At 68.0% G+C, this 14,572-nt stretch carries 13 protein-coding genes; 7 read left to right on the top strand and 6 right to left on the bottom strand.

Translation table 11 applies throughout. The annotated features are described in order from the left end of the window. The first annotated feature begins 31 nt into the window (after positions 1 to 31). The gene (gene pstB, locus PSTAB_RS19780; RefSeq protein ID WP_011915027.1) at positions 32 to 859 is read left to right on the top strand and encodes a phosphate ABC transporter ATP-binding protein PstB; all 828 of its coding nucleotides are present in this window, start codon (positions 32 to 34) and stop codon (positions 857 to 859) included. A gap of 145 nt (positions 860 to 1,004) precedes the next feature. Beyond that, positions 1,005 to 1,733 carry a phosphate signaling complex protein PhoU gene (gene phoU / locus PSTAB_RS19775; protein ID WP_041772017.1) on the top strand — a complete coding sequence of 243 codons (729 nt, stop codon included), beginning with the start codon at positions 1,005 to 1,007 and terminating at the stop codon, positions 1,731 to 1,733. A gap of 55 nt (positions 1,734 to 1,788) precedes the next feature. Here the strand turns inward: phoU and PSTAB_RS19770 are convergent, their stop codons facing one another. Continuing rightward, the gene (locus PSTAB_RS19770; RefSeq protein ID WP_013984372.1) at positions 1,789 to 2,703 is read right to left on the bottom strand and encodes a LysR family transcriptional regulator; all 915 of its coding nucleotides are present in this window, start codon (positions 2,701 to 2,703) and stop codon (positions 1,789 to 1,791) included. An 88-nt stretch (positions 2,704 to 2,791) separates the two neighbouring features. Here PSTAB_RS19770 and PSTAB_RS19765 point away from each other — a divergent pair, with 88 nt between their 5' ends. Continuing rightward, positions 2,792 to 3,703 (top strand): DMT family transporter, encoded by a 912-nt coding sequence (locus tag PSTAB_RS19765; RefSeq protein WP_013984371.1) that lies wholly within the window; start codon positions 2,792 to 2,794, stop codon positions 3,701 to 3,703. 29 nt (positions 3,704 to 3,732) lie between these two features. On the opposite strand, the gene PSTAB_RS19760 is transcribed toward PSTAB_RS19765, so the two are convergent. The 3 genes from PSTAB_RS19760 to PSTAB_RS19750 form a co-directional block, all read right to left on the bottom strand. Beyond that, the gene (locus tag PSTAB_RS19760) at positions 3,733 to 5,106 is read right to left on the bottom strand and encodes a DUF3482 domain-containing protein (protein WP_013984370.1); all 1,374 of its coding nucleotides are present in this window, start codon (positions 5,104 to 5,106) and stop codon (positions 3,733 to 3,735) included. Further along, positions 5,099 to 6,493 (bottom strand): DUF2868 domain-containing protein, encoded by a 1,395-nt coding sequence (locus PSTAB_RS19755; RefSeq protein ID WP_013984369.1) that lies wholly within the window; start codon positions 6,491 to 6,493, stop codon positions 5,099 to 5,101. Before PSTAB_RS19755 ends, PSTAB_RS19760 begins: the two co-directional genes overlap by 8 nt. 92 nt (positions 6,494 to 6,585) lie before the next feature. Then, the gene (locus PSTAB_RS19750) at positions 6,586 to 7,701 is read right to left on the bottom strand and encodes a glycerophosphodiester phosphodiesterase (RefSeq protein ID WP_013984368.1); all 1,116 of its coding nucleotides are present in this window, start codon (positions 7,699 to 7,701) and stop codon (positions 6,586 to 6,588) included. Positions 7,702 to 7,849: 148 nt separating this feature from the next. On the opposite strand from PSTAB_RS19750, the gene PSTAB_RS19745 reads away from it, so the two are divergent. Together PSTAB_RS19745 and PSTAB_RS19740 are read left to right on the top strand one after the other, a co-directional pair. Next, positions 7,850 to 8,365 carry a dihydrofolate reductase gene (locus PSTAB_RS19745; RefSeq protein WP_013984367.1) on the top strand — a complete coding sequence of 172 codons (516 nt, stop codon included), beginning with the start codon at positions 7,850 to 7,852 and terminating at the stop codon, positions 8,363 to 8,365. An 87-nt stretch (positions 8,366 to 8,452) separates the two neighbouring features. Then, positions 8,453 to 9,100: a YitT family protein gene (locus PSTAB_RS19740; RefSeq protein WP_011915019.1), complete on the top strand. Its 648-nt coding sequence runs from the start codon at positions 8,453 to 8,455 to the stop codon at positions 9,098 to 9,100. Here PSTAB_RS19740 and PSTAB_RS19735 read toward each other — a convergent pair. Continuing rightward, positions 9,093 to 9,548, bottom strand: a complete 456-nt coding sequence (locus tag PSTAB_RS19735; protein WP_013984366.1) for a metallophosphoesterase family protein — start codon at positions 9,546 to 9,548, stop codon at positions 9,093 to 9,095. The two genes, PSTAB_RS19740 and PSTAB_RS19735, sit on opposite strands and share 8 nt — an antisense overlap. Before the next feature lie 97 nt (positions 9,549 to 9,645). Here PSTAB_RS19735 and PSTAB_RS19730 point away from each other — a divergent pair, with 97 nt between their 5' ends. Together PSTAB_RS19730 and PSTAB_RS19725 are read left to right on the top strand one after the other, a co-directional pair. Next, complete coding sequence (locus PSTAB_RS19730) at positions 9,646 to 10,764, top strand: NAD(P)/FAD-dependent oxidoreductase (RefSeq protein WP_013984365.1); 1,119 nt, start codon at positions 9,646 to 9,648, stop codon at positions 10,762 to 10,764. 97 nt (positions 10,765 to 10,861) lie between these two features. Beyond that, positions 10,862 to 12,595: a DUF4153 domain-containing protein gene (locus PSTAB_RS19725; RefSeq protein WP_013984364.1), complete on the top strand. Its 1,734-nt coding sequence runs from the start codon at positions 10,862 to 10,864 to the stop codon at positions 12,593 to 12,595. A 58-nt stretch (positions 12,596 to 12,653) separates the two neighbouring features. On the opposite strand, the gene ilvD is transcribed toward PSTAB_RS19725, so the two are convergent. After that, positions 12,654 to 14,492, bottom strand: coding sequence for a dihydroxy-acid dehydratase (ilvD, locus tag PSTAB_RS19720; protein WP_013984363.1), 1,839 nt, complete (start codon positions 14,490 to 14,492; stop codon positions 12,654 to 12,656). Between the last annotated feature and the right edge of the window lie 80 nt (positions 14,493 to 14,572).

The following is a 14,572-nucleotide window of genomic DNA, read 5'->3' as shown; positions in this document are numbered from 1 at the left end:
TGCAGCCCGAGGCTGCAAACGGAGCGAGCACATGCAAACCACCACCCATTCGATCGACATCTCGGCCCTGGGCCGCGACAAGCGCAGCCTGAGCCTGGCCAACGAGCAGGTCGCCATCGAGGTGCCCGACCTCAGCCTGTTCTACGGCCAGAAACAGGCGTTGCACAACGTCAGCATGAACATTCCGCGCCAGCGCGTGACCGCCTTCATCGGCCCGTCCGGCTGCGGCAAGTCGACCCTGCTGCGCTGCTTCAACCGCATGAACGACCTGGTCGACGGCTGCCGCATCGAAGGTGCCATCAACCTCGACGGGCAGAACATCTACCAGAAGGGTGTGGATGTGGCCGACCTGCGCCGCCGCGTCGGCATGGTGTTCCAGAAGCCCAACCCGTTCCCCAAGAGCATCTACGAGAACGTGGTCTACGGCCTGCGCATCCAGGGCATCAAACAGAAGCGAGTGCTCGACGAGACCGTCGAGTGGGCGCTCAAGGGTGCGGCGCTGTGGGACGAGGTCAAGGATCGCCTGCACGAATCGGCACTCGGCCTCTCCGGTGGCCAGCAGCAGCGCCTGGTGATTGCCCGTACCATCGCCGTGCAGCCGGAAGTACTGCTGCTCGACGAACCGAGCTCGGCCCTCGACCCGATCTCTTCGCTGAAGGTCGAGGAGCTGATCTACGAGCTCAAGTCCAAGTACACCATCGTCATCGTCACCCACAACATGCAGCAGGCCGCTCGGGTGTCCGACTACACCGCGTTCATGTACATGGGCAAACTGATCGAGTACGGCGACACCGATACGCTGTTCACCAACCCGGCCAAGAAGCAGACCGAAGACTACATCACCGGCCGCTACGGCTAGCCGGCCATGGCAAACCGCGCTGCGCGTTGTCGGCGGCGCTTGCCGTACTCGTTTGTACTGTCTGCGCGCCGCCTCCTAGCGCAGCACGCTTTGCCAAGGGCCGGCTCGTCCGGCGAGAGAACCACAGTTTCGCAAGGGCTCGATGATGATCAGCAAAGACAGCCATACCCAACACATTTCCCAGCAGTTCAACGCCGAGCTCGAGGAGGTGCGCAGCCACCTGCTGGCCATGGGCGGGCTGGTGGAGAAGCAGGTCAACGACGCGGTCACCGCGCTGATCGAGGCCGATTCCGGGCTCGCCCAGCAGGTCCGTGAGGTGGATGACCAGATCAACCAGATGGAGCGCAATATCGATGAGGAATGCGTGCGCATCCTCGCCCGCCGCCAGCCGGCGGCCTCCGACCTGCGTTTGATCATCAGCATCTCCAAGTCGGTGATCGATCTCGAGCGCATCGGTGACGAGGCGACCAAGATCGCCCGCCGCGCCATCCAGCTGTGCGAGGAAGGCGAGTCGCCCAAGGGTTACGTCGAGGTGCGTCACATCGGCGACCAGGTGCGCAAGATGGTGCAGGAATCACTGGATGCCTTCGCTCGCTTCGATGCCGAGCTGGCGCTGTCGGTGGCGCAGTACGACAAGACCGTCGACCGCGAATACAAGACCGCGCTGCGCGAGCTGGTCACCTACATGATGGAAGACCCGCGCTCGATCTCCCGCGTGCTCAGCGTGATCTGGGCGTTGCGCTCGCTGGAGCGCATCGGCGACCACGCACGCAACATCGCCGAACTGGTGATCTACCTGGTGCGCGGCACCGACGTGCGCCACCTCGGCCTGGCACGCATGGCCGAGGAAATGGAAGGCACCAAGGAGCGCTGACAGGCGCGCCGGTAGCGGTGGGCGCCAGCCCACTGTCTGCGGATGCGCGTTGCGCTCAGCTGGCTATCAATGCCTCGCTCAGATAGTCGATCAGCGCACGTGTCTTCGGCGGCAGGTGGTGATTCTGTCGCCATAGCAGCCAGGCCGCGCCCTGGTAGGAGCCGGTGTAACGCCACTGCGGCAGCACTTCGCGCAGCTGGCCGTCGGCCAGCGCCTGGGCAGCGGTGAAATGCGGCAGGCAGGTGATGCCCAGGCCTGCCAGCGCCACCAGTAACCGGGCCTCGCTGTGGTTGCTGATGTAGCGACCGCGCACCGTCACCGTTTCCTGTTGCTCGCCGCGACGCAGGTGCCAGCGATTGTCTCCCGCCGTTTCTCCCAGATACAGGCAGCTGTGGCGCAGCAGGTCCTGCGGATGTTGCGGCTCGCCGTGGCGCTGCAGGTAGTCGGGGCTGGCGCAGAGCAGCTGGCGTACCGGCCCGAGCGGCTTGCCGGCCAGGCCTTCGGGTGGGTTGTCGGTGACCTGCACCAGCAGGTCGAAACCGTCCTCGATCAGGTCCGGGCTCTGGTCGCTGATGCGCAGCTGCACATCGACCTCGGGGTGGCGCTGGAGAAAGGCCGGCATCAACGGCCCGACGACGAACTTGCCATAGGCCTTCGGCACGCTCAGGCGCACCAGCCCGCGCGGGCTGCGCATCAGCCGCTCGCCGATGGCGACGGCGGCGTCGGCCGCATCGAGCATGTCCCGGCAATGCTGGTAGAACTCCGCCCCGGCCTCGTTCAGCCGCAGCTGGCGTGTGGTGCGTTCCAGCAGGCGCAGCGCCAGGGCCTGCTCCAGCCGTGCCACCTGGCGGCTCACCGCCGACGGTGTGCTGCCCAGCAGGCGCGCGGCGCCGGAGAAGCTGCCGGCCTCGACCACCCGCACGAACACGGCCATGTAGGGCAGCAGGGCTGCGCTGTCATTCGTTCCCATGCGGAACAGGTCCTGTGCTGTTTCGCTGGATTATCGACTGCCGCGACAGGCCCGACAATCAGCGCCTGATTGGTGCGGGGATTCGAACATGAAAGACACGTTGAGACAGGGGCTGTGGCTGGCCGATGGCATGCTGCTGACGGTGGCGCTGATCTGGGGCAGCAGCTATGCGGTGGCCAAGCAGGCGCTGCTGTTCTACCCGGTGCTGGGTTTTCTGGCGATCCGCTTCGGCCTGACCTTTGTCCTGCTGCTGCCGCAACTGCGCGGCGCCGGTCGCCGGGCGCTGCGCCCCGGCCTGCCGCTGGGGCTGGTGATGCTGGCGATCTTTCTCTGCGAGACTTGGGGCGTGATGCTGACCAGCGCCAGCAATGCAGCGTTTCTGATCAGCCTGTGCGTGGTGATCACACCGTTCATGGAATGGCTGCTGCTGCGCCAGCGGCCGCACAACACGCTGTTCCTCGCCTGCGCGCTGTCGCTGGCGGGCGTCTGGCTGCTGACCGGCGGGCCGCAGCTGTCGCTCAATCTCGGCGATGCGCTGATGCTGGCCGCCGCGTTGCTGCGCGCGGTGCTGGTCTGCCTGACTCGGCGATTGACGGCCGGCCGGGAAATCCCGGCACTGGCGTTGACTGCGGTGCAGAGTGGAGTCGTTGCGGCGGGCTGCATCCTGCTCGCCGTGTCGCTGCCGGGCGGACTGCCGGCGCTGCCGGTGGAGCCGGGTTTCTGGTTCGGCACGCTGTATCTGGTGCTGTTCGCCACGCTGTTTGCCATGTTTGCGCAGAACCGCGCGCTGGGGCGCAGCAGCGCAACGCGGGTGTCGCTGCTGATGGGCTCCGAACCGCTGTTCGGCGCGATCATCGCCGGTCTCTGGCTGGGTGAGCGGCTGGGGCCGATGGGCTGGGCGGGTGGGTTGCTGATCATGCTGGCAACGCTGTGCACCCTGGGCATCGGCCGCCAGCCGGCGCCAAGCAGGGCCGGCGATGGTGCGCCGGTCCGTGCCTAGTGTGCAGGCACGGTGAAGCGGCAGGCTGGTCAGCCCTGCCGCAGTTCGGCCTGCAGCTCGTCCAGCGCCGTCTGGCGCTCGCCGTTCTGCAGGCGGGCGCCGGGGTTGAGCGAGGACCACTCGGGATGCGCACGACAGCGTTGCAGGGCTTCGGGCAGCTTGCCCTCGCGCCAGCCCTGATCCTGCGGCGTGCCCAGGCGGATCGCCTCGGTGGCGGCGTGCCCCCGAGTCGCGAGCACGGCCAGCAGTTGACGCTGGCGCAGGGCGAGCAGGCGCAGTACGGCGTCGTCGACGCTCAGCTCGCGCTGCCCCTTGAGCTTGCCGAGCAGGCGATTGCCATAGTGCCGCGCGGTCTGCGCGCCGCCGCCGGCAATGGCGCCGAGCAGCGCCGCGGCGCCGAGGGTGATGCCGCCGACCATCAGGTCGACGCCGGCACCGGCCGCGGCACCTGCGGCCATGCCGCCGCCGATCTTCACGCCCAGCTGCTTGAGGGTCTCGGGGTTGAACAGGTCGTCGCCCCAGCGCCCGTCGAGCAGCGGCAGATCACTGGCCGCTGCATCGTCCTGGCGAAAGGCATACAGGCGCAGCAGCGCCTCGACGCAGCGCTGTTCGCGGCGGCGCACGGCATCGTGCAGTTCACGAATGGCGCCGCGCTCGAGTTCCGGCTGTGCGGCCACGCTGCGTCGGCAGGCGGCGACATCCACCAGCAGTTCGGCGATCAGTCGCTGGCCGCTGGCCAGGCGTGCGGCAGCCTGGGCCTCGTGGTCCTCGATCAGTCGCTGCAGCTTGGGTCGCGCCTGTTCCAGCAGCAGCGCCAGGCTTTCGTACAGCCGGCGCTCACCGTCCACGGGTGGCGCCACGCTGTCGAAGCGCACCAGTGCATGCAGGCCGAGGCGGGCCAGGGCCTGACGCCATTCCTCGTCGCGGTGCCCCGGCTGGGCGACGAAGTTGAGCACCGGCAACAGCGGCTTGCCGCAGCCGGCGAGCACCGCCAGCTCGTCCTTGTACTTGGCCAGCACCGGCTCACGGGCGTCGATCACGTAGAGCCCGGCTTCGCTGGCCAGCAACTGACGCAGCACCTTGGCTTCCTGCTCGAAGCGCTGGCGTGCCTCGCTGCCGTCGAGAAAGCGCGCGGTGCGTGCCGGGCCGTCGAGGCGCTCACCGGGACGCTCCAGCCGTTCGAGGTAGTCGAGCAGGGCGATGGCATCTTCCAGGCCGGGGGTGTCGTAGAGCTCCAGCAGCGGCTCGCCGTCCACCGACAGCCGCGCACCCTCGACGTGGCGGGTGGTGCTCGGCCGGTGCGAGACCTCACCGAAGCCGATGTCGCGGGTCAGGGTGCGCAGCAGCGAGGTCTTGCCGACATTGGTATGGCCGACCACGGCCAGTTTCAGCGCTTCAGTCATGGCCTGTCTCCAGCCAGCGCAGCGGGGCGCAGCTCGAATGCGCCAGCCCCAGGGTATCCAGCGCCTGGTGCCAGTCTTCCAGGCGCTCGCTGTCCAGCGCCTCGCCCGGGGGTGCCTGCAGCAGCCAGACGCGAGTCGCCGCCGCGCAGCGCGACAGCTCGCCGATCAGCGCCAGGGTGCCGCGGTCGGGTGAGCGTCGCGGATCACAGGCGACGGCCAGGCGTGCCGGCGGAAAGCGGGTGAGTTGATCGAGCAGCCGTCGGCGCCCCTCGCGGTCGTCGAGGATGCCGGCATCGGCGATGCCCTTGGACAGAGCCGGCGGCCAGGGGCGGCTGCCGTCCAGCTCGATGGCCACCAGCACGGCGCCCGCGCTGCCATCGAGCTGAGCGCCGGCAGTCGGTGCGTGCAGTTGGGCGGGCGCCGCATCACGGATGCCGAGGCGCTCGCTGGGTGGCTGCAGGCGTTCGCGCAGCAGGCGGTAGGCCGGCAGGTTCAGATCGAGGGTCAGCGCAGCCCGTCCACGCCGCCAGCGCCACAGGCAGAGGCTCGCCAGCAGCAGTCGCGGCAGCAGGCCGTAGACCAGCAGCACGCCGACCAGCCAGCCGGCCCAGCGTTGCCGGGCGCCGTCCAGATCGCCGGCGAGTGCGCCGCTGGCGCGGATCTGCTCGACATCCGGCACGCTGAAGCCGAGCAGGGCCGGCAGCGCGCCGAAGGCCTGGGTCAGGCCGACGAAGGCGTTCTCGCCAAGGATGGTGGTTTCCCAGACGAAGCCGTAGCGGCGGGTCGCCAGCAGGGCGAGGAGGGTGAGCAAGGCGCTGGCCATCGCCAGCAGCCATAGGGCGTGCACGCCTGTTCCCAGCAACCAGCGGCCGAGTCGGCGCTGATGCAGCACGCTCAGCAGGGCTGGGGCCAGCTGCGCGGCGCGGGCATCACGGGCGAGCTTTTCGCTGAGCCAGAGCCACAGCCGCCCCAGCGCGCCGCTGCTGTCACCGGTCAGCAGCAGGCCGAGCAGCCAGCCGAGCAGGGTCAGCAGGTTCAGCCCGAGCAGGCTGCCCAGCGCCCAGAACACGTTGACCGGTCGCTGCCCGTCGCCGAGCGCGGCGAAGGCCAGCCCGGCACCGGTGAAGAGCGCCAGCAGGATCAGCGCGAGCGCGCCCAGGCGGGCGCCCTGACGCCAGTGCCGGAGCGCCTCGATGAGCCCGTCACGGTGGGCCAGCCAGAGCGCGCGGCGCTCGATCAGCGCCGGCAGATCGCCGCCCTGGGTACGGGCCTGGCGGTTGGCCTCGTCGTCGTCCAGCGGCCCGGCATGCTCTTCGCGCAGGCGCACGGCTTCGGTCAGCCAGATTCGGTCGAGCGGAGTGAGATCGGGAGAGGGGCGGACGGTCACGCGGCTTCTCGCTGGCGGGTCGAGCCCTGAGGATAACCGCTGCCGCGCGGAACGGGGAAACGGGGAGCCGTTGCGGCTCCCCGCTGTGGTCGTCAGTCGGCGTTGCGCAGGCGCACGGCGATATCCGGCTGGTCGATGAACAGGCCATCGATGCCGGCATCGAGGAAGGCGCGGATCTCCGCTTCGCTGTCACCGCGCTCGTGGCGCTTGTCGCTGCTGCGCAGGTTGGCCGGGAGGAAGGCGTTTTCCGCGCGAAAGGTGTACGGGTGGACCTTGAGCCCGACCGCATGGGCGGCGGCGACGAAGCCGGTCGGCGTGCCCAGATTGCCGTTGCCGTCACGCGGGATGATGTAGCTCTTCTCCGGGCCGACGCCAGCGGCATAGCGGGAGATGGCCTTGAGCCCGGCGGGGGTGGCCATCTGCGCGTAGGTCAGCTTGGTCCCGCGCACCTGCTGGTCATACGGCTGGCCGGAGCTGAACAGCTGCACCAGGCGCAGCTGGGTCAGGCGGCTGAGGGTCTTGAGGTTGTCCACCTCGAACGACTGGATATACACCGGCGCGTGGCGCCCGACGTAGCCGTTGCGGGTGAGGATGCGCACCAGCGGCTTCTCCATGGCCAGGCCGAGCTGCTGGAAGTGCGTCGGATGCTTGGTTTCCGGGTACAGGCCGATGCGCCGGCCCTGGCTGAGCTGCAGTGTTTTCACCAGGTCGATGATCTCCTGCAGGGTCGGGATTTCCAGGCTGCCGTCCATGCGGGCATTGCCCGGGCGGATATCCGGGATGCGCTCGATGGCGCGCAGGGTCTTCAGCTCGGCGAGGGTGAAGTCTTCGCTGAACCAGCCGGTAAGGGTGACGCCGTCGACCTGCTGGGTGCGCTTGCGATCGGCAAACTCGGGGCGCTGCGAGACGTCGGTGGTCAGGCCCAGCTCGTTGTCGTGGCGGGCGACGATCTGCCCGTCACGGGTCATCACCAGGTCCGGCTCGATGTAGTCGGCGCCCTGGAAAACGGCCAGGGCATAGGCGGCCAGGGTGTGCTCCGGTACATAGCCGCTGGCGCCGCGGTGGGCGATCACCAGCGGGGTCGGTTCGCCCCGCGCAGCCTGGTGTTTCGCGGCGTGTTCATCCGGCGCAGCGAAGCCGGAGAGCGGTAGCAACAGGGTGCAGGCGGTGAGCCAGCGGCGAAGGGAAGCGGTGGTCTTGCGGGCCATTTCGGCATCTCCTCGGTTTGGATGTCACAGCCTGCGCCACTTGCATGACCGGACGTTGACGCTGCGTTGCCCCTTGCGTTGCAAAACGGTTAAGCCGACGAACGGCTGGCGCTGCGGGAATCGGGGCCGCTCTGGTATTCTCGCCGCCATGAATCAGACCCGCCTTCCCCTCGCCATGATCGCCGCCCTCGCACAGAACCGCGTGATCGGCCTCGACAACCGCATGCCCTGGCACCTGCCCGCCGATCTCAGGCATTTCAAGGCCATGACCCTTGGCAAGCCGATCATCATGGGTCGCAAGACCTGGGACTCGCTCGGCCGCCCGCTGCCGGGGCGGCTCAACCTGGTGGTCAGTCGCCAGGCCGATCTGCAGCTCGACGGCGCGGAAACCTTCACCGATCTGGATGCCGCGCTGGTGCGTGCCGAGCAGTGGGCGCGCGAGCAGGGCGTCGACGAGCTGATGCTGATCGGCGGTGCGCAGCTGTACGCTCAGGCGTTGGGGCAGGCGCAGCGGCTTTACCTGACACGGATCGACGCGCAGCCCGAGGGCGATGCCTTCTTCCCGGTATTCGACGAGCACGAATGGCAGTGCATCGACAGCCAGCCGCGTCCGGCCGAGGGCGAGGCGCCTGCGTATCGGTTCGAGACCTGGCAACGGCGCTGATCGGCGCCGTCTTCACTTGATCGGCGCCAAGTCCTTCCGCCTGGCCAGCTTCTATCCTTCGCAACAACCGTTTTCGAGACCCAGCCGATGCAAACCCGCGAATCCGACGTGCCGCAAGCCGAGCGCGTATCGGCGATCTTCGTTCGTCACCCGCTGTGGGAGGACGCTCTGGCGCTGCTGACCGGCACCGCGCTGGTCGCCCTTGGCATCGCCTTCTACAGCCACGCCGGGCTGCTGACCGGCGGCACCGTTGGGCTGGCCTTTCTGCTCAAGTACCTGGCCGGCTGGTCGTTCGGCCCGGTGTTCTTCCTGCTCAACTTGCCGTTCTATGCACTGGCGATCTGGCGCATGGGCTGGAAGTTCACCCTGCGCACCGTCTGCGCAGTGGGGCTGGTCTCGCTGTTCGCCGAGCTGACCCCACAGTGGGTGCGCTTCGCCGAGCTGAACGTGGTTTACGCCGCAGTGTTCGGTGGTTTCGCCATCGGCATCGGCCTGCTGATCCTGTTCCGCCATCGCGCCAGTCTTGGCGGGGTGAACATCCTCGCGTTGTTCCTGCAGGAGCGTTTCGGCCTGCGCGCCGGTACCTTCCAGATGGGCATCGACGCGCTGATCGTCATGGCCGCGGTATTCGTCGTCCCGGTGGACAAGGTGCTGCTGTCGGTGCTCGGCGCCGTGGCGCTGAATCTGGTGCTGGCGATCAATCACCGCGCCGATCGCTACATGGGCGTCAGCTGAGGCTGATCAGCTCCACCTGCGCCTGGCCGTCGTTCAGCTCCAGCAGTGCCAGGCTGATCGGCAGGCTGAAGCGTCGCGGACCGGCGCTGCCCGGGTTCACGTAGAGCACGCCATCGCGCCGCTCGACCGTCGGTTTGTGCGAGTGGCCGGCGATCACCACGTCGACGCCGGCGGCAAGCGGGTCGATATCCAGCTGCTTGAGGTCGTGCAGCACGTGCAGGGTGAGACCCCCGATGCGCAGGTCGAGGCGTTCGGGCAGCACCTGCGCCCAGTCGGCCGTATCGATATTGCCGCGGATCGCCTCCAGCGGCGCGATGGCACGCAGCCCGTCGAGCACCTGCGGTTTGCCGATATCGCCGGCGTGAATGATCTGTGCGCAGCCCTGCAGTGCCGCCACCGCCTCGGGGCGGAGCAGGCCGTGGGTGTCGGAGATCAGGCCGATGCGCATGCCGGTGTTCCCTTTAACTGCTTCGTCAGGTCATCCGACCCTTGGCCGACCGCTGTGGTTGCGGCAGGCTTGGGCTGTTCGGGTCGAGGAGTCTGGCATGGATCGGGTGGATTGCGTGGTGGTGGGTGCGGGAGTGGTCGGGCTGGCGGTGGCGCGTGCGCTGGCGCTGGCCGGTCGCGAGGTGCTGATACTGGAAGCCGAGGCGGCCTTTGGCACCGCCACCAGCGCGCGCAACAGCGAAGTCATCCACGCCGGCATCTACTACCCGCAGGGCTCGCTCAAGGGCCGGTTGTGCGTGGCCGGGCGTCGCCAGCTCTACGATTTCTGTAACAGCCACGGCGTGGCCCATCGACGTTGCGGCAAGCTGATCGTCGCCACCGACGAGGCCCAGATCGCTGCGCTGGAACAACTGCGGCGGCACGCGCTGGCCAATGGGGTCGATGACCTGCAGTACCTCGATGGGCGGGAGGTGCTGGCGCTGGCGCCGGAAGTACAGGCGGTGGCAGGGCTGCTTTCGCCAAGCACCGGCATCATCGACAGCCACGCGCTGATGCTGGCACTGCTGGGCGATGCCGAGCGCCACGGCGCGGTGCTGGCACTGAACGCGCCGGTAACGGCGATCACCGTCGGCAGCGCAGGCTTGCAGGTCGAGGTGGGCGGCGCCGACCCGCTGCAGTTGCTGGCTCGCACCGTGGTGAATTGCGCCGGGCATGGTGCGCCCATCCTCGCCGCGCACACCGCCGGGTTGGACCCGGCCGCGCGGCCGCGGCAGTTCTTTGCCAAGGGCAGCTACTTCAGCCTGAGCGGGCGCACGCCGTTTCGCCATCTGGTCTATCCGCTGCCTGAGCCCGGCGGCCTCGGTGTGCACCTGACCCTGGATCTGGCCGGCCAGGCGCGTTTCGGCCCGGACGTGCAGTGGGTCGAGGCGCTCGACTATCGCATCGAGCCGGAACGGGCCGAAGGCTTCTACGCCGCGATTCGCCGTTATTGGCCGGCGCTGCCGGACGCTTCGTTGCAACCCGCCTACACCGGCATCCGCCCGAAGATCAGCGGCCCCGCCGAGGCGGCCGCGGACTTTCGCATCGATGGCCCGGCGCAGCACGGCGTCGCCGGGCTGGTGAACCTGTTCGGCATCGAGTCGCCGGGCCTGACTGCCTGTCTGGCGATTGCCGAACACGTCCTTGGGTTGCTCGAGCCCACGGCATTGGCGACCTGATCACGCGCTGTCGCGCTCGCGTTGCGGCCCGTGCGGACGGGCCGCACACTGCAACCCGCCGCGATCGGACGGCGCATCACCGGCAAAAGGAACGTGCATGGAACTGACAGGCGAAGCCCGCCCGCTGAAAGTCTATCTGGCGGTCGGATTGCTGCAGGGTTTGGCGCTCTGGGCGGCCAGCGAGGCCTGGCCGCACGCTACTGGCTGGCGGGTTCTGTGTTCGGCGCTGCTGGCCTTCACGGTGATTGGCGGCTGGCAGGTGCAAATGCTCTGGGGCGGGTTGTGCGAGGCCGGACGCTGGCGCCTGGTGCTTGCGGCTGCCGCGCTGCCGGCCGTGCTGGCGGGCGGTCTCGCGCTGCAGTTCGAGCAGCCGCGCTGGTATTACCTGGGTGAATCCGTCGGCACCCTGCTGCTCTGGAGCAACCTGATCCTGGCCTATGTGCTGACACCCTTCATCCAGGCGCGGGATATCGGTCATCGTTGGCGTGTCGACTACGCCGCGCTATACCGGCATGCCATCAACAACGGCCTGCTGCTGTTCATGGCGCTGCTGATGCTGGCGGCGTTCTGGCTGCTGATCTGGCTCTGGGCCGGCCTGTTCAAGCTGGTCGGCATCAGGCTTTTCGCAACGCTGTTCGAGTCGTCCGGCTTTATCTGGGTGGCCAGCGCGACGGTCGTCGCCATCGGGCTGTGGATCGGTCTCGAGCGTGGCCAACTGGTCGATGCGCTGCGCAACGTGCTGCAGGCGATGTGTCGCTTCCTGCTGCCGCTGACGGTGCTGATCCTGCTGCTGTTCGTGGTCTGCCTGCCATTCACCGGTCTGCAGCCGTTGTGGGAAACCCGCCACGCGACGCCGATCCTGCTGGCCATGGTGTTCGCCCATGTCGCGCTGCTCAACGGCGTCGTTCAGGATGGCCGGCAAGCGGTGCATTACCCGCGTGCGCTGCGCGTGCTGGTCGACGCCAGCTCCCTGTGCCTGCCCCTTCTGGCCGGTCTTGCGGTTTACGCGCTGTGGCTGCGGATCGCTCAGTACGGGCTCACGCCTGATCGGGTGGTGGCGCTCGGGGCGACCCTGGTGGCGCTGCTGCACGCGCTGGCGCTGATGGCGGCGGTGCTGCAACGGCGGGATGGCTGGTTGGCGGGCTTGCGCCGGAGCAACCCGCTGCTGGCGCTGGTTTCGGTGGCGCTGTTGCTGCTCATGCATCTGCCACCGTTGAGCCCGTTGCAGCTCAGCGCAGCCAATCAGTACCAGCGCCTGCTCGACGAGCAGGTGCCGGCAGAGCGCACCGATCTCGGCGCGCTGCGCTTTCAGCTGGGACAGCCCGGTCGCGACCATCTCGAAAAACTGCGCCAGCGCCTGAGCCAACCGGGCATCGCCGACGCGCGTCGGGAGCAACTGCAGGCGGACCTGCAGCGACTGGACAAAGCCGACAACTACTGGAACTGGCGACACGCGCACGACATGGCCAACACCGCTCCCGTGCCATGGATCGGCGCGCCTCTCGAAGATGCCGACGGCGCCTTGGCCCAGGCCATCGCGACCCAGGGCTGTGACGGGGACTGCGCCCTGTTTGCCGTCGATCTGGATGACGACGGCCAGCCCGAGGTGCTGCTGCTACGCGGTGCGCGGCCGCGGATCGTGACGGTGCTGGGGCGTGAGGCGAACGGCAGCTGGCGCTGGATCGGCCACCTTCGCAGCGCCGACGAGGAGACCCTCGACGGCGAGACCCTCAAGGAACAGATCGAGCGTGGGGCCTGGCGGGTGGTGGCGCCGCGTTTCAATGCGCTGCAGATCGACGGCATACGGCTGGAGCCGGCGATTACCAAATAGCGCGCATGAAAAAGCCCGACACAAGGTCGGGCTTTTTTGTTGCGGCTGCGGCAGGTGATCAGCCGTCCAGCATCGCCTTGTCGCGCACCGCGCCCTTGTCGGCGCTGGTGGCCAGCAGGGCGTAGGCCTTGAGCGCGGTCGAGACCTTGCGCGCGCGCGGCTGCGCCGGCTTCCAGCCCTTCTTGTCCTGCTCGATGCGGCGGTGGGCCAGCTCTTCATCCGACACCTGCAGCTGGATGCTGCGGTTGGGAATGTCGATCAGCACCTTGTCGCCGTCCTGCACCAGACCGATGGCGCCGCCTGCGGCCGCTTCCGGCGAAGCATGGCCGATGGACAGGCCCGAGGTGCCGCCGGAGAAGCGACCGTCGGTGAGCAGCGCGCATTCCTTGCCGAGGCCCTTGGACTTCAGATACGAGGTCGGGTAGAGCATTTCCTGCATGCCCGGGCCGCCCTTCGGACCTTCGTAGCGAATGATGACGATGTCGCCTGGCTTCACCTCGTCGGCGAGGATGCCTTTCACGGCGCTGTCCTGGCTTTCGTAGATCTTCGCCGTGCCTTCGAACACGTGAATGGACTCGTCCACGCCGGCAGTCTTCACCACGCAGCCGTCCAGGGCGATGTTGCCGTAGAGCACGGCGAGGCCGCCTTCCTGGGAATAGGCGTGCTCGACGCTGCGGATGCAGCCTTCGGCACGGTCCAGGTCCAGGCTCGGCCAGCGGGTGGCCTGGCTGAAGGCGACCTGGGTCGGGATGCCCGCCGGGCCGGCCTTGAAGAAGGTATGTACCGCTTCGTCCTGGGTCTGGGTGATGTCCCATTCGGCGATGGCATCGGCCATGCTCGGGCTGTGCACGGTGGAAACATCGGTGTGCAGCAGGCCGCCGCGGGCCAGCTCGCCGAGGATGGAGAAGATGCCGCCGGCGCGGTGCACGTCTTCCATGTGGTACTTCTGGATGTTCGGTGCCACCTTGCACAGCTGCGGCACCTTGCGCGACAGCGCGTCGATGTCGCGCAGGTCGAAGTCGACCTCGGCTTCCTGGGCGGCGGCCAGGAGGTGCAGGATGGTGTTGGTCGAACCGCCCATGGCGATGTCCAGGGTCATGGCGTTCTCGAAGGCCTTGCGGCTGGCCACGTTGCGCGGCAGTACGGACTCGTCGCCGTCCTGGTAGTAACGCTTGCACAGCTCGACGGCGATACGCCCGGCGCGCAGGAACAGCTGCTCGCGGTCGGCGTGGGTGGCCAGCGTGGTGCCGTTGCCCGGCAGGGACAGGCCGAGGGCTTCGGTCAGGCAGTTCATCGAGTTGGCGGTGAACATGCCCGAGCAGCTGCCGCAGGTGGGGCAGGCGCTGCGCTCGTATTCGGCGACCTTCTCGTCGGAGCAGGAATCGTCGGCGGCCACCACCATGGCGTCGACCAGGTCCAGGCCGTGGTTGGCCAGCTTGGTCTTGCCGGCTTCCATCGGCCCGCCGGAGACGAACACCACCGGGATGTTCAGGCGCAGCGCGGCCATCAGCATGCCGGGGGTGATCTTGTCGCAGTTGCTGATGCAGACGATGGCGTCGGCGCAATGCGCATTGACCATGTACTCCACGGAGTCGGCGATGATCTCGCGCGACGGCAGCGAATAGAGCATGCCGTCGTGACCCATGGCGATGCCGTCGTCGACCGCGATGGTGTTGAATTCCTTGGCCACGCCGCCGTGCTTCTCGATCTCGCGGGCGACCAGCTGGCCCATGTCCTTGAGGTGCACGTGGCCGGGGACGAACTGGGTGAAGGAGTTGGCGATGGCGATGATCGGCTTCTTGAAGTCTTCATCCTTCATGCCGGTGGCGCGCCACAGCGCCCGGGCACCGGCCATGTTGCGGCCGTGCGTGGAGGTTTTCGAACGGTAATCAGGCATGACGGTTCCTGCGGCTAATCAGGTAATCGGAGGTATGCGTATGGTGAGCAACGCCTGTGCCGGATGCAACGGAGGGTGAC

It is taken from the genome of Stutzerimonas stutzeri, assembly GCF_000219605.1.
Lineage (GTDB): Bacteria > Pseudomonadota > Gammaproteobacteria > Pseudomonadales > Pseudomonadaceae > Stutzerimonas > Stutzerimonas stutzeri.
This window is presented reverse-complemented; position numbering and strand designations above follow the sequence as displayed.